Annotated in this window: 14 protein-coding genes; 10 read left to right on the top strand and 4 right to left on the bottom strand. The window is 37.1% G+C overall.

Features of this window, described 5'->3' with window-relative positions:
* The first annotated feature begins 141 nt into the window (after positions 1–141).
* A complete protein-coding gene (locus tag JBW_RS14615; RefSeq protein ID WP_007957727.1) occupies positions 142–684 on the top strand; it encodes an HDIG domain-containing metalloprotein in 543 nt (180 codons plus the stop codon).
* 126 nt (positions 685–810) lie between these two features.
* Here the strand turns inward: JBW_RS14615 and JBW_RS14610 are convergent, their stop codons facing one another.
* A complete protein-coding gene (locus JBW_RS14610; protein WP_007957725.1) occupies positions 811–2,262 on the bottom strand; it encodes a PLP-dependent aminotransferase family protein in 1,452 nt (483 codons plus the stop codon).
* A 126-nt stretch (positions 2,263–2,388) separates the two neighbouring features.
* Between JBW_RS14610 and JBW_RS14605 the strand changes: the two genes are divergently transcribed.
* The 3 genes from JBW_RS14605 to ygiD all read left to right on the top strand — a co-directional run bounded on the left by JBW_RS14605 (position 2,389) and on the right by ygiD (position 4,877).
* Positions 2,389–3,000 (top strand): LysE/ArgO family amino acid transporter, encoded by a 612-nt coding sequence (locus tag JBW_RS14605; protein WP_007957723.1) that lies wholly within the window; start codon positions 2,389–2,391, stop codon positions 2,998–3,000.
* Positions 3,001–3,085: 85 nt separating this feature from the next.
* Complete coding sequence (locus JBW_RS14600; protein WP_007957721.1) at positions 3,086–3,943, top strand: Cof-type HAD-IIB family hydrolase; 858 nt, start codon at positions 3,086–3,088, stop codon at positions 3,941–3,943.
* A 157-nt stretch (positions 3,944–4,100) separates the two neighbouring features.
* Positions 4,101–4,877: a 4,5-DOPA dioxygenase extradiol gene (gene ygiD, locus JBW_RS14595; RefSeq protein ID WP_007957719.1), complete on the top strand. Its 777-nt coding sequence runs from the start codon at positions 4,101–4,103 to the stop codon at positions 4,875–4,877.
* Positions 4,878–5,023: 146 nt separating this feature from the next.
* Here ygiD and JBW_RS14590 read toward each other — a convergent pair whose 3' ends face one another.
* Positions 5,024–5,947 carry an AraC family transcriptional regulator gene (locus JBW_RS14590; protein WP_007957717.1) on the bottom strand — a complete coding sequence of 308 codons (924 nt, stop codon included), beginning with the start codon at positions 5,945–5,947 and terminating at the stop codon, positions 5,024–5,026.
* Between the two features lie 138 nt (positions 5,948–6,085).
* Here JBW_RS14590 and ddlA point away from each other — a divergent pair, with 138 nt between their 5' ends.
* Positions 6,086–7,180, top strand: coding sequence for a D-alanine--D-alanine ligase (gene ddlA / locus JBW_RS14585; RefSeq protein ID WP_007957715.1), 1,095 nt, complete (start codon positions 6,086–6,088; stop codon positions 7,178–7,180).
* Positions 7,181–7,254: 74 nt separating this feature from the next.
* On the opposite strand, the gene JBW_RS14580 is transcribed toward ddlA, so the two are convergent.
* Positions 7,255–7,689, bottom strand: a complete 435-nt coding sequence (locus JBW_RS14580; protein WP_007957714.1) for a universal stress protein — start codon at positions 7,687–7,689, stop codon at positions 7,255–7,257.
* A gap of 160 nt (positions 7,690–7,849) precedes the next feature.
* On the opposite strand from JBW_RS14580, the gene JBW_RS14575 reads away from it, so the two are divergent.
* Positions 7,850–8,374 (top strand): DUF456 domain-containing protein, encoded by a 525-nt coding sequence (locus JBW_RS14575; protein WP_235333788.1) that lies wholly within the window; start codon positions 7,850–7,852, stop codon positions 8,372–8,374.
* Between the two features lie 17 nt (positions 8,375–8,391).
* Here JBW_RS14575 and JBW_RS14570 read toward each other — a convergent pair whose 3' ends face one another.
* Complete coding sequence (locus JBW_RS14570; protein WP_007957712.1) at positions 8,392–9,090, bottom strand: DUF421 domain-containing protein; 699 nt, start codon at positions 9,088–9,090, stop codon at positions 8,392–8,394.
* A gap of 233 nt (positions 9,091–9,323) precedes the next feature.
* Here JBW_RS14570 and JBW_RS14565 point away from each other — a divergent pair, with 233 nt between their 5' ends.
* The 4 genes from JBW_RS14565 (at position 9,324) to JBW_RS14550 (ending at position 13,324) form a co-directional block, all read left to right on the top strand.
* The gene (locus JBW_RS14565; RefSeq protein ID WP_007957711.1) at positions 9,324–10,511 is read left to right on the top strand and encodes an MFS transporter; all 1,188 of its coding nucleotides are present in this window, start codon (positions 9,324–9,326) and stop codon (positions 10,509–10,511) included.
* Between the two features lie 34 nt (positions 10,512–10,545).
* Positions 10,546–10,872: a DUF1904 family protein gene (locus JBW_RS14560; RefSeq protein ID WP_007957710.1), complete on the top strand. Its 327-nt coding sequence runs from the start codon at positions 10,546–10,548 to the stop codon at positions 10,870–10,872.
* A 412-nt stretch (positions 10,873–11,284) separates the two neighbouring features.
* Complete coding sequence (locus JBW_RS14555; RefSeq protein ID WP_007957709.1) at positions 11,285–12,724, top strand: NAD(P)/FAD-dependent oxidoreductase; 1,440 nt, start codon at positions 11,285–11,287, stop codon at positions 12,722–12,724.
* Between the two features lie 270 nt (positions 12,725–12,994).
* A complete protein-coding gene (locus JBW_RS14550; protein WP_144408446.1) occupies positions 12,995–13,324 on the top strand; it encodes a hypothetical protein in 330 nt (109 codons plus the stop codon).
* Positions 13,325–13,435: the final 111 nt, after the last annotated feature.

The raw sequence follows: 13,435 nt of genomic DNA, 5'->3' as shown, positions 1-13,435 counted from the left end.
CAAATGATTATAAAGCATTATAAGACGATGTGATTCGATATATATCTTGGAAAAAAACAATCAGCCTCGTGCAGAAGAATCATGGATATTATTTCTTAATGAAGGGGAAGCTTACCCCAAAATGTATTGGAGGAAGAAGAAATGGATACAACAAGAGAAAAGGCGTGGAGTATTTTAACGCAGTATGTGCAAGAAAAACCGCTATTAAATCATTGTTTAGCAGTAGAAGCTGCTATGCGTGCTTATGCTGCAAAATATGGTGAAGATGTAGAGTACTGGGGAGCTGTAGGATTGCTCCATGATGTTGATTTTGAGAAATATCCTGAAGAGCATCCAGGCAATGCTAAAAATATGCTAAAGCCTCACGGCTATACAGATCAATTTATCATTGATATAGAATCTCATGCTAGGGACTGGGCACCAGAAAGAAGCTTATTGCAAAAGGTGTTGCTTGGAGTCGATGAACTTACTGGTTTTATTATTGCATGTGCTTTGGTACGTCCCGATAAAAGTATCGCAAATTTGCAAGTAAAATCCGTTATGAAAAAAATGAAGGATAAAGCATTTGCCAGGGCAGTTAACCGTGAAACCATTATACAAGGTGCTCAAATGTTAGAAATCGAGCTGCAGGAGCATATTGAGTTTGTTGCAGCAGCATTAGCAAAAGATTTTTCCATGTCATAGTAGTAAAAGGTTTACCTCTTTAATAAGGGAAGAGGCAAACCTTTTATTACTATATGCAATGTATTAAAAACTTGCGTATTGATTATTGGTCTGCCAGGAATGGAATAGTGATTCATATATAATGAACTAAGTCTTTAAAGTTTTGATAATAACGGAAAGTCGATACAGTCCCTCTTTCAATTCAGATAATGAGGCATAGGAATAGGATAGGCGAAGATGGCGGTTTGATAAATAGTCATATATACTTCCAGGATGGATTAAAAGACCTTCATTCAAGGCAAGGTTAAAAAGCTTTTGCATGGAAAGGGGATGGGTCAAGCTAAGCCAAATATAAAAGCCACCTGTCGGAACTTGCCAAGTTGCAATATCTGCAAAATGGGTTTGCAAACTTTTGCAAGCTGCTTCGCGACGAATACGCAGTGCCTTTCGTACTTCTTCTAGATGTTGTTGGTACAGTCCGCTGGCAAACCATTCAGCAGCAGTCCATTGGGATAAGGAGCTTGATCCATAATCATTTTGCATTTTTACATCTGCTAACCGTTCAATAACTGGCTCAGGTCCAACAATCCAACCAATTCGTAGTCCTGGGCTGAGTGATTTTGAAAGACTGCCAATGTAGAGCACAAGTCCTTCTCTTTCAAGAGCCTTTAAAGGCATAGGTGGAGGTGAATCGAGCCAAAGTTCCCGATATACGTCGTCTTCAATAACGGGTAATTGTTCTTGTTGGCACAAATGAATAAGGTCTCTGCGTCTTTGCTTTGACATTACGATACTTGTAGGGTTGTGAAAACAAGGAATGGTATATAGTAAATTTGCATTTTTATGTTGTTTTTGAAATGCAATGGGAGTCAGTTCAATCCCTTCTTTATCAAGAGGAATACCAGAAAATTGCATATTCATGGATTGGAACAATTTGAGGGAAAAAAGATAGGAGGGCTTTTCAAGCAAAATAGTAGAGTCTTTTGGCAGTAAGCTTGAGCATATGAGTTGCAAAGCTTGCAATGCGCCTGATACGATCATAATGGATGATACAGAGGTATCAATTCCTAAAGAGCGTAAGTAAATACGGATTTGTTGCCGGAGAAAAAGCAATCCTTTGGGTTCTTCATAACCTAAAGAATTAATACGTTCTGGTAGATTTCGTAATATCGAGCTCATCATGTCCCGAGGAAAAAATTCTGGAGAGAGCTCCCCAGTGCCTAAACGGATCATATTAGGTTTGAACTCTGCCTGATTGATTTCTTGAATGATTTGAAGGTTAGGAAGGTAGAGACCCTTATCTAGGTAAGAATTCCAATTCACAGTTGGAGTAGATGCTAACACTGACCAGGTATTGTTGGCTACCCAAGTGCCGCTTCCTGCTCTCGTTTCCAATAGTCCGTCGGCGATTAATTCATCCAGTGCAATGGTCAGGGTACTGCGATTTACTTGAAGAATGTGAGCGAGTCTGCGTTGAGGAGGTAATTTACTATGGATTGGCCATTCGCCAAGAGTGATTTTGTTTTTTATATACTCTGTGATTTGTCGATATAAGGGCATGGAATCTTTATGATTAGGTGCCCAGTCAATCGTTAACATAATTTTCTCCTTACTGGCTGTTTTTTTGATTATAACAAATTGGTTGGGATAAAAACAAGCCAATTGGCTGAAGACATTTCAGTTTGATTTCACTATACTGAAGAAAAACGTATAGGAGCGAGATTAATGCAAGCTTTTTTTCATGGAATGATTCTAGCTATGGGACTCATATTGCCTTTAGGAGTTCAAAACTTATTTGTCTTTACACAAGGAGCAAGCCAGCCAACCTTTTTACGAGCATTGCCTGTGGTCATTACAGCCTCCCTATGTGATACTTTATTGATTGTATTAGCAGTTCAGGGAGTTTCATTGTTTATTGCGAGTTTTGCCTGGATTAAGATCCTTTTCCTGATGATTGGAGTTGGTTTTTTGGCATATATGGGCTGGTTGACATGGAATAGCACGTGGGCAGGAAATGATACTGGTGCAGGAAAGGGGCTTGGCGTCAAACAGCAGATTGTTTTTGCTGTTACAGTGTCTTTGTTCAATCCTCATGCTGTACTTGATACAATTGGTGTTATTGGAACAAGTGCGATTCATTATACAGGAAATGAAAAAATAGTATTTACTATGGCTTGTATTCTTGTATCTTGGTGCTGGTTTTTTCTTCTAGCTGTTGTTGGATGGAATGTGGGAAAGAAAAAGAGCTTTACCCAGCTATTTGGATATATCAATAAGGTATCCGCGATTTTTATGTGGTTATCTGCTGTGTATATGATGTACAATAGTGTTTTGTAAAAAGGATAATCGAAAAGAAGAAGAGAAATAAAAAGAAATAGTAAAATAAGCGATCATCCCAATATATAGAAAGGTGACAGTACATATGAGATTAATTGCAACAGATTTAGATGGAACTTTATTAAATGAGGAACATGAAGTAAGTAAAGAAAATATAAAAGCGATCCAGCGTGCGCAAGAGCAGGGGATTGAAGTAATTGTTGCAACAGGCAGGACCTATTTTGATGCTGTTTCTATTTGTAAGAAATTTGGATTGAATACCTATTTGATATCCTATAATGGTGCAGCGATTCATGATAAAATCGGTCAAGAAATTTCATCCTTAACAATGGGGCGGGATGACGTGAGATATATGGTAAACTGGTTGGAGGAAAGAGATTATTATTATGAAGTTTCCACCAATAAGAAAATTTACATTTCTTCTCATGCGAAAGAAATATTGCAGAGGGAGGCGCAGCGGTTAAAAGGCACAGCCTTTGAAGTGGATTCCATATATTTTGAAGAAATAGTAGAGCAGATCTTCAGTCAAAGCGGTATGACTCCTGTGAAAAACTATGAGGAGGCTATGGATGCTGAGGAAGCGCTTTATAAGGTTTTTTGCTTTTCTTTTGATGATAAAAAAAGGAAAATTGCGATTGATAACTTTGCTGGAATGAAGCAGTTTTTAATGACATCATCCATGACTAATAATTTTGAGTTGGGGAATAAGGATGCCTCTAAAGGCAATGCATTAAAAATAGTGGCAGATCGTTTAGGAATTTCCCTGGATAAGGCGATGGCAATTGGGGATAACTACAATGATGTTTCTATGATGGAGATTGTTGGATTTAGTGTAGCTATGGGAACGGCAAAAGAGGATATCAAAAAATTATGCAGTTTTGTGACCTATGGCAATGATAAACACGGTGTTGCCCATGCAATCGAAAAATTTATGTCCATATAAGGTGAAATAGTGTTTTTAGGACGGCAAAGGATGAACATAACTAACAATTCAATGTTTTACCGAACCTACTCTTATAGTTATGCCCATCCTTTGCCTGCTTGTGTTGTGTATGGTTGTTTTTGAGAGTACACTTTTAATCATAGGAGGTCGGCTAAATATGAAAAAATCTCCCGTATTATTTTTAGGTCACGGTTCACCCATGAATATCATCCTTGAGAATGAGTATACAGCTAGTTTAGCACAGTTGGGACAGTCTCTTCCTAGACCAAAAGCTATTTTAGTCGTATCAGCTCATTGGCTTACAAAAGGTACCTATATTACAACCAATAAACAGCCCGAAATAATTTATGATTTTTATGGTTTTCCTCAGGAATTGTACGATATTCATTATGCATGTCCAGGGGCTACGAAAAAGTTAGAAGAGGTAGCATCTATCTTTGAGAACGCCTCTGTTCAATATGACGAGCAACGTGGATTAGATCATGCGGCATGGTCTGTTTTAAAGCATATGTATCCTAAAGCGGATATACCTGTAATGGCAATGAGTCTCGACCATCAAAAGACACCCCAGGAGCATTATGAATTAGCCAAAAAACTGGCTCCTTTACGGGAACATGACATCCTTATAATTGGTAGCGGCAATATCGTACACAATTTGCGTTTGATAGATTGGGATATGGAGACCAAAGCTTTTGACTGGGCTGTACATTTTGATAATATAGTCAAAGAACATTTAGTAGCTGGCAATCATCAGCCGTTGATCGAATATGAAAAACTGGGTAAAGAAGCCTTATTGTCCGTACCTACCAATGATCATTATTTGCCTTTCTTATATGCTGCAGCGTTACAGGATACGAATGACGAGCTTGCTTTTACTTATGAAGGTTTTCAGAATGCATCCATGTCTATGCGCTGCCTTTCTTTTGGGGTGTAATCAGAATTACATTGACCAGTTTCATGTTTGAACGGCTTTTCGACACACTGGCAATGGACGTGGTACTTGTTATTATGCTAGGAGGATTTTCTCCCATATATTTGCTTGTATTTACCTTTCTGATCTAACCGGTTTTAAAGGCTCCGTTATAAATCTGTTATATTTGGTTGATGAAGTCGATGATGTTGATTGGCCAATTTTTCTTGTTCTAAGAACAGTTTGTAGTGCTTTTTCGGTGAGAGCCCAAAGGATTTTTTAAAAGACCTTACAAAGTTTGAATAATCACCAAACCCGCATTCAATACACGTTGTGGTAATCGACTTGCCTCTTTTAATTAGAGCATTTGCCGCGATTAACCTTTTTTGTAAAATATAATTATGGACAGTATAACCTGTTTGTTGTTTAAATTTACGCATTAAATAGTATTTACTCAGATAAAAAATAGAAGCTAGATTGTCCATGGATAAATCTTCTTTAAGATTAGTATTGATATACTCTAATATGCGCCCTATGGTTTCATCGTATTCAATGTCTGGATACTCAGTGTCAATGTCAATGCCCAAATACAGTCTGTTTAGCTGAACAATATATTGCAAAAATAATGAGTTCTTTAGCACTTTACTACCAAATTCGTGGCTTTTGCAAGAGTCCTCCAATTGAGATAGAATCCCTTTTATCCCAATGAGTAAATCAGGTGCTAACCGTAGTAAATTTAATTTTTTTTCAGCAGCTAATTCAAAGCATTTTTGCAAATTGCATTCACTATCACTATGTTGTAATAGAAAAGCTGAATTCACCCAAATCACAATGCGCTCGTAGGTTTCACCTTGATCAATCATCGGCTTATGAATCTCATTGTTGTTTACTAAGAGAATATCCCAAGGCTTTAATTTGTATGTCTTACCTTCAATTAAGTAGGTTACTTTGCCAGATATAAAAATAATAATTTTGTTGAAATCATGGTAATGAAATTCGAACTGGATATTCTTGTTATCTTTCAAATGGAAAAATTGAAAATCTTTATCCAAATAACCCCTTTTATAATGTATCTCCTTACTTTCTATTTCCATGAAGAGCATCCTTCCTTCTGTATAGCGCTTGTGATACTATTGTACAGCATTTTTTACAATAATATGAGCATTTTTAGCAATCATTATAGTGAAAAATATTACTATACTAAGGAGAAAGAATAGTTAGGAGCTGAAAAAATGATGAAAATCAATGTGGCGTTACTGTTTGGGGGCAATTCAACAGAACATGAAGTTTCTTTGCAGTCGGCCAAAAATATTATACATGCAATTAATAAGGAAAAATACGAACTTACTTTAATCGGAATTGATAAAAGAGGGCAATGGTTCTTATGTGATCAAGAAGATTTCTTGATCAATGAGGATAGCCCTAAAGACATTATGTTAAAGCACAAAGGCGTGGCTGTTGCTTTTCAGATGGGCAAGGACTCAGAACAGCTTATCTGTTTTGCAGAAAAAACATTTACGAAAAGTATTGACGTAGTCTTTCCCATTCTCCATGGGACATATGGAGAGGATGGTACCGTGCAAGGATTGCTAACCCTAGCCAATATACCTTTTGTGGGACCAAGTCCTTTAGGATCAGGAATTGGGATGGATAAAGATGTTGCCAAACGTCTTCTTAGAGATGCTGGTATTCCAGTGGCGAAGAGTTTGACATATCAGCAGTGGGAACAGCCTGGGATAAACTTTGAAGCTGTGGTGGAGCAGCTAGGACTGCCAGTTTTCGTAAAACCCGCTAGTCTTGGTTCATCAGTGGGGATTAGTAAAGTGAAACAGCAAGACGAACTTTTTGCGGCGATAAAAGAAGCCTTTGCCTTTGACCACAAAATTATAATAGAAGAGTGTATTGAAGGGCAAGAAATTGAATGTGCCATATTGGGCAATGAAATTCCAATTGCTTCTGCAGTGGGCGCGATTATTCCCCAGCAAGAGTTTTATTCTTATGCTGCAAAATATATTGACGATCAAGGAGCTGCGATTCAAATTCCTGCAGATATTCCAAAAGAAATAGCTGCATTGGTACAAGAGTTAGCAATCAAATCCTTTCAGGTATTGTGTTGTGAAGGGATGGCTCGTGTTGATTTTTTCTTAACGAAAGAACATAACGTCTTGATCAATGAGATTAATACGATTCCAGGTTTTACAAAAATAAGTATGTATCCTAAGTTATGGGGAATTAGCGGTATTTCTTATACTGATCTGATCGATCGGTTAATTCAATTGGCTTTGGACAGAAATATAAAAGATAAAAGCATCAGAAAATCCTATTAATTAATTTTTTGTCATATATAATAAGCAGTCAGGATACATAAATCATCCTGACTGCTTTTATTACAAATAGTATATTATTTGATGATCATTACTGGGACAGGAGAAGATTGCGATACATTATTACTAATACTTCCTAGAAAGAATTCGCTAATGCCACTCAAGCCTCTGGAGCCAATTACAATTAAATCATAGGCATTATTTGATGCCAAAGATATTATGCGTTCCGCTGGATGACCAAACTCTAAGTTTGTTTCGAATGTAGGGTAGTCACCAATCCGCTCTTTTGCTAATTCAATGATTTTGTAACCTGTTGCTTCTACCTCTTGAATATTAAGTGAAATAAAAGGAATTTCTCCATTGATTCCAACTGTTGGTAGTGTATAATGAGCTTGAACAACATGAACAATAGTGATGGTACTATGAAACTTTTCTCCTAAGGCAGTGGCGTATTCCAAGGCACGCCAAGCGGCTTCAGAGCCATCAACAGGAACTAAAATTTTATTAAACATCACTACACCCCCATTTATTGTTAAGATAAGAGTGATTCTTAGCTTATATATAGTGTAACATAAAGAAGGGGAAAGTGATATGAAAAAGTCCGATAATTTAGTTAAAAGGTAAAATAGAAGATAAGAGGGAATATTATAAATTACAACATTGAACGAAAGGGTGTGGCCTGTGGAATATACAGGGCTGATCATTAGTATACTATGTGTTCTCTTCATCTTAGCCGGAGTTGTCATGACCATAATGGGGTTGCCTGGAAATACCTTGATTTTATTGACGGGGCTGGCATATGGCTATTATGATCATTTTGATAGGATGGATTATGCTGTTTTGGTGATTGTATTTGGTATTTTTATTATTGGAGAGATTATTGAATTTGTGGCAGGGTTAATTGGTGCAAAAAAAGAAAAAGCATCGAAAAGAGCAATGCTCGCTCCCTTTCTCGGCACGATTGTGGGAGGGATAGGGGGAACGGCCTTATTGCCGATTATCGGTTCTTTGTTAGGCGCTTTATTAGGGGCATTTATTGTTACTGTGCTAGCAGAGTATAGTAAAACCAAAGATTTAACACAAGCTAAAAAAGTGGCTATAAGTGTGGTAAAAGGACAAATTTTTGGTATTATTATTAAGTCTGCTACTGCAGTCGGCATGGCGATTCTATTAATCTATCAGCTAAAATGGCAGTAATCGAAATGAGTTTTCAGTTAATCTTGATGGCTGCCTTTGGCGCTTATAAATAATTGTCCTTTTGAATCCATGACTCCGTACATGACATGAGAGGCACTTTTAATATTTCGAGCTGACAATTGTTCTTCTAGCCAGGTGTGAGTAAGATTTTGTTTCTTTAAATTTTCTTCGATAATCTCACCGTCCATAATCAATTCTACAGGAAGTATAGGATCAGGGAGATGGATATTCATATCACTCTTAGTTAACGGCTGGAAACCTGATTTTTTAATAATACTCATTTCTCCTGTTGTTTCAAGAATTGCATACTGTACCTCACTTATATCGACAACATCTTTGCTTCGTAGTAAGGCATTCAGCTCGTCTAGATCAAAACGGAGAGATTTCATATTTTCTTTAATGATACGACCGTTTTCGATTAAAATGCTGGGTGAACCTTCAATCAGTGTTCGAAATGGTCGGCTTTTTAAAGCACAGAGGGAAATGATGTAAGTAAGTACTACAAATAGGATTAGATCATAATAATTACTCCATATTTTATCGGGATCGGATGCAGCAATGGTAGCGGCAAGTGATCCTATAGTAATACCACTGACATATTCGTAAAAGGTTAGCTGTCCCACTTGGGTTTTGTCTAGTAGGCGGGTAAGAATCAATAAAGTAACAAAAATTAGAGTTGTTTGCCAAGTATCTCGTAAAAAATCATTCCAGTTCATTTGTTATCTCCCTCTTATTCACCAAATTTCTAGTACTTCATCTGTACTAAAGTAACAGAGCTTTTAGTGCAGATGAAGTGCTAGATATCTATCCGTGAACAAACTATTTTAGGCGTTTATCTTTGCAATAGTAGTAAGATCTCACGAAAGTTAAAATTTCACCAGAATTAGGTCTTTATTATAGAGTAGACCAATTGTGAAAAATATATTAATATTTTTTAGGAGTGATCATATTGTTTTCCATTGTTTCCAAGCTTCCTAAAGCCTTGTGGATTGTTGCTATTGCTCATGGTGTTACCGATTTGTCTGCAGGTGCTTTATTAGTAGCGTTACCCTTTTTAAAAGCAAAGTTTGCTTTAACCTATGCCCAAGTAAGTGCGATTGCCCTTATGCAGAATTTAACATCCTCTGCTAGTCAGCCTTTATTTGGATATTTCAGTGATCGAAGCCCCCGGCCTTGGCTTATGCCTGCCGGCTGTTTGCTTTCAGGAGTGGCGATGTTGGCTTCATTGTGGGCTCCTCACTATTATCTTACATTGTTATTTACGGCGATTGCAGGGCTTGGTATGGCAGCATTTCATCCAGAGGCGGCTAAGACTGCCAGCCAATTAAGTGGCAAAGCGAAAGGCAAAGGAGTCAGTTTATTTGCTGTAGGAGGCAATGCGGGTTTTGCCGTAGGTTCATTGCTATTAGCGACACTATTGTACGGCGGATTCAGTATGAAAGTGCTTCTTTATATTTTGCCTTATGTATTACTGGGAATTCCTTTGATACAAATGACGCGGAATTTAGTTAGACCAGAAGCCAAACAGCCTGGGAGCCTGAAAAGCTTTAGGGCGTCTATCAATTGGCCTTTGCTATCACTTTTAGGGATGGTACTGTCAAGATCAACAGTTGCTGCGGGTATTAGTACCTTTGTACCTCTATATTATGTATCATATTTACATGGCAGTGAGATATATGCGAGTTCTTTGCTAACCGTGTATTTAGCGACGAGTGCTTTTGGGACGCTGATGGGCGGTGCGATGAGTGATCGTTACGGCAGTAAACGTGTAATGATCTATTCGATTTTACCCATTTCTCTTCTATTGTATTTATTCCCTATTGCTGGTGATATTGGAGCCTTTGTTGTGCTGTCTCTTGCTAGTATATTATTATCTGCAACCTTTACCAGCAGCTTGATCTTAGCCCAAAGAATGATGCCCAATAATGTAGGGATGGCTTCGGGATTAACGATTGGTTTAAGTGTAGGATTAGGTGCAATGGGAGTACTGGCATTGGGAAAAGTGGCTGATGTTTGGGGAATGCCTCTAATTTTTACGGTATTAGCCTGTTTGCCAGTTATTGGATTTATATTAACTTTATTTGTGAAAGAACCAGAGGAGGCAGCAGTAGGATTAGTCGTTCAAGTTAGTAAATAAATGAACATAATAAATACGAAAGGGGGAGAATGAAATGCCGCAATTTCTTATTAAAGGTATGAAAGTAAAAGAGATACAAAATATCAGTACACAACTGGTAAATGAGCTGGAAGAGATTATTGGTTGTCCCCGTGATTATTTTAGAATTGAATGTGTGGATTCCACCTTGATTAAAGATGGAGATATAATTGCAGAATGTCCTATGGTGCAGGTGAATTGGTTTGATAGAGGACAAGACATTCAAGATAAAGTGGCTGCTAGTTTAACGGAAAATATCAAACGAGCTGGTTACGAGCAAGTAGAAATATTTTTTATTGTCCTAGAACGAAATAAATATTATGAGAATGGAAGGCATCTCTAATTTCACGTTGTCATAATGAGAAACAGGTCTGCATTATTGTTAACAGTAATGCAGACCTGTTTCTTTAGTTTAAATAAAGAGTAGTCTCAAGCTTCTGGCGACTCAATTAATTCATAGACTGCTATATTGCCAATTTCCCTAATTAGCAGCAAGAATTACATCAGGTGTTGGTTTTGTTAAGTAGGGCTATATTGCTAGGAACGACTTTATTATCGATGGTGAAATGTTTAATTTTCTTACTTGTATCGTCAATAAAATCAATCTTGCATATTAATGCCTCATTTGTTAGTATTAAACTATTCAGACAATTAAACGGATATAAAATGGCGTTTAACCAGTTAAAAAGGAACTAAAATAGTTGCTAAAATCAATCCAGGATAGTATACAATTCAGCAATTGAGGAGGATGTAGCATGTATGATATATGTATTATTGGTGCTGGGGTTGTAGGGACGAATATCGCGCGGGAATTAGCAAAATATCAGGTACGTGTATGTCTTGTAGAAAAAGAAGAAGACGTGAGCTGTGGTGCATCGAAAGCAAATAGCGGGATTGTCCATGGTGGCTACTCGGATGAACCAGGTACTCTAAAAGCAGAGTTATGTGTAAAAGGGAATCGAATGTACGAACAGTTAAATAAAGAATTGAATTTCGGCTATCGAGAAACAGGTTCCGTAGTATTGGCTTTTCGCGATGAGGATATGAAAACATTAGAAAAACTATATCAATATGGTATAAAAAATGGTGTTGGTGGGCTTGCCATTATTGATGGAGAAAAAGTAAGAGAGCTAGAACCTTATGTGAGTAAGGAGGTAAAGGCTGCTCTTTATTGCAGGAATGCAGGTGTAACTTCTCCTTATGAGTTTGTTATTGCCTTGGCGGAAAATGCGATAACAAATGGGGTTGAATTAAAATTAAATACTGCCGTGGTTGGAATTGAAAAGGTAGATGATTATTTTAAAGTAGCTACGAATAAGGGAGAAATACAAACCCAATATGTTATCAATGCCGCTGGCATATATTGTGATAAAATTTCCAGTTTGATCGGTATTGATGATTTTCATATTATTCCTCGCAGGGGTCAATATGTTTTATTAGATAAAGAACAAAATTATCTGGCTAATTCTGTAATCTTTCAAGTGCCTACTGAACTGGGAAAAGGAATCTTGGTAACGACTACATATCACGGCAATCTGATGGTAGGCCCGAATGCGGAAGAGATCAATGATAAAGATGACGTAGGTACAACGGAGGACGTATTGGAAAACATAGTGAAAACAGCTAGAATGTCCGTGCCTGATTTTGATATGAAACAAGCAATTACATCCTTTGCTGGGAATCGTCCTAATTCCAGTAAAAAAGATTGGATTATTGAAGAGAGCCGCGTAGCCGGATTTATTAATTTGATAGGTATTGACTCTCCAGGGCTTACAGCTTCCCCAGCCATTGCTTTAAAAGTCGTTGGGCTACTAAAGCTGGCAGGTTTGGAACTGAAAAATAAGAAGGATTTTATGGCGTATCGTAAGCCTATCATTCAAGTAAAAGATGAAAACTTCAAAGGCGATATAAATTCGACAAATCCTGATGAGCATATTATTTGTAGATGTGAGCAGGTAACTGAAACTGAGATTATTGATGCTCTGCACCGTAACATCGCGATCAAATCCATCGATGCGATTAAGAGGCGTACAAGAGCAGGTATGGGCAAATGCCAAAGTGGATTTTGTCTCTCGCGGGTAAAGGAAATCATTGCTCGTGAACTTCATATTCCAGTAGAGGAAGTAACACAGCGAGGGAAGGATTCACCTGGACTGCCGGAAAGAGCAAAACGAGGAAAGTATATAAAATTGTAAACTCTGAGAGTAAATAGCCTTAACTTATTAAGAGTTAGGCTATTTATTTTTTTAGGACCGTTTCCCTGCGTATAAGGTTTTTGCTTATAGCAGGATTTTTAGATAAAGATAGCTAAATAGATTATGTATTTTTTAAAAAAAGGGAGAAAATATGAAGATTAATATCACTAAAAAAGAGTATCAGTTGTTTTTGGATATGGTGTACCTAAGTGACTGGGTACTACATGCTCATTCAGAAGAAAGAACGGAGAAAGAAAAGCCTATAAAGAATTGGAACAAAAGATACTGGCTTTAGCAAATGAATTTGGGATGGAAGAGATGGTGGAAAGAAACGAAAAAACAGGAGAGCATTTTCTTAATAAAGAATTTACAACACATAGTCAAATCGTAAAACATATTGAGAATTTTGAAAACGCTACTTTTTGGGAGGAGTTAATTGAAAGACTTGCCAGAAGGGATTTTATCAAAAAATATGGTGAGGAAGCCATTTTACAAATGTCTATTAGCGAACGATTTGAAAAAGAGATGTCTTTTCATCAAGAATACCATAAAGAGTTTGGTGAAAATGGTCTAGATAATTTGCAAATTCACAATTTGTAGAAAGAATAAGTGAATAATAGAACTTATAATTTATCAGAAAATTTAGCAAATGTCAATAAAGTTTGCAAAAAAAAAAATATTTTTTTTGTAGTTATATAGGAATTTTGATTT

It is taken from the genome of Pelosinus fermentans JBW45, assembly GCF_000271665.2.
Lineage (GTDB): Bacteria > Bacillota > Negativicutes > DSM-13327 > DSM-13327 > Pelosinus > Pelosinus baikalensis.
This window is presented reverse-complemented; position numbering and strand designations above follow the sequence as displayed.

Bases quoted from the DNA above. Each gene is read 5' to 3' on its own strand.
- JBW_RS14615 (WP_007957727.1), top strand. From the start codon at position 142: ATGGATACAACAAGAGAAAAGGCGTGGAGTATTTTAACGCAGTATGTG.
- JBW_RS14610 (WP_007957725.1), bottom strand. From the start codon at position 2,262: ATGTTAACGATTGACTGGGCACCTAATCATAAAGATTCCATGCCCTTA.
- JBW_RS14605 (WP_007957723.1), top strand. From the start codon at position 2,389: ATGCAAGCTTTTTTTCATGGAATGATTCTAGCTATGGGACTCATATTG.
- JBW_RS14600 (WP_007957721.1), top strand. From the start codon at position 3,086: ATGAGATTAATTGCAACAGATTTAGATGGAACTTTATTAAATGAGGAA.
- ygiD (WP_007957719.1), top strand. From the start codon at position 4,101: ATGAAAAAATCTCCCGTATTATTTTTAGGTCACGGTTCACCCATGAAT.
- JBW_RS14590 (WP_007957717.1), bottom strand. From the start codon at position 5,947: ATGGAAATAGAAAGTAAGGAGATACATTATAAAAGGGGTTATTTGGAT.
- ddlA (WP_007957715.1), top strand. From the start codon at position 6,086: ATGATGAAAATCAATGTGGCGTTACTGTTTGGGGGCAATTCAACAGAA.
- JBW_RS14580 (WP_007957714.1), bottom strand. From the start codon at position 7,689: ATGTTTAATAAAATTTTAGTTCCTGTTGATGGCTCTGAAGCCGCTTGG.
- JBW_RS14570 (WP_007957712.1), bottom strand. From the start codon at position 9,090: ATGAACTGGAATGATTTTTTACGAGATACTTGGCAAACAACTCTAATT.
- JBW_RS14560 (WP_007957710.1), top strand. From the start codon at position 10,546: ATGCCGCAATTTCTTATTAAAGGTATGAAAGTAAAAGAGATACAAAAT.
- JBW_RS14555 (WP_007957709.1), top strand. From the start codon at position 11,285: ATGTATGATATATGTATTATTGGTGCTGGGGTTGTAGGGACGAATATC.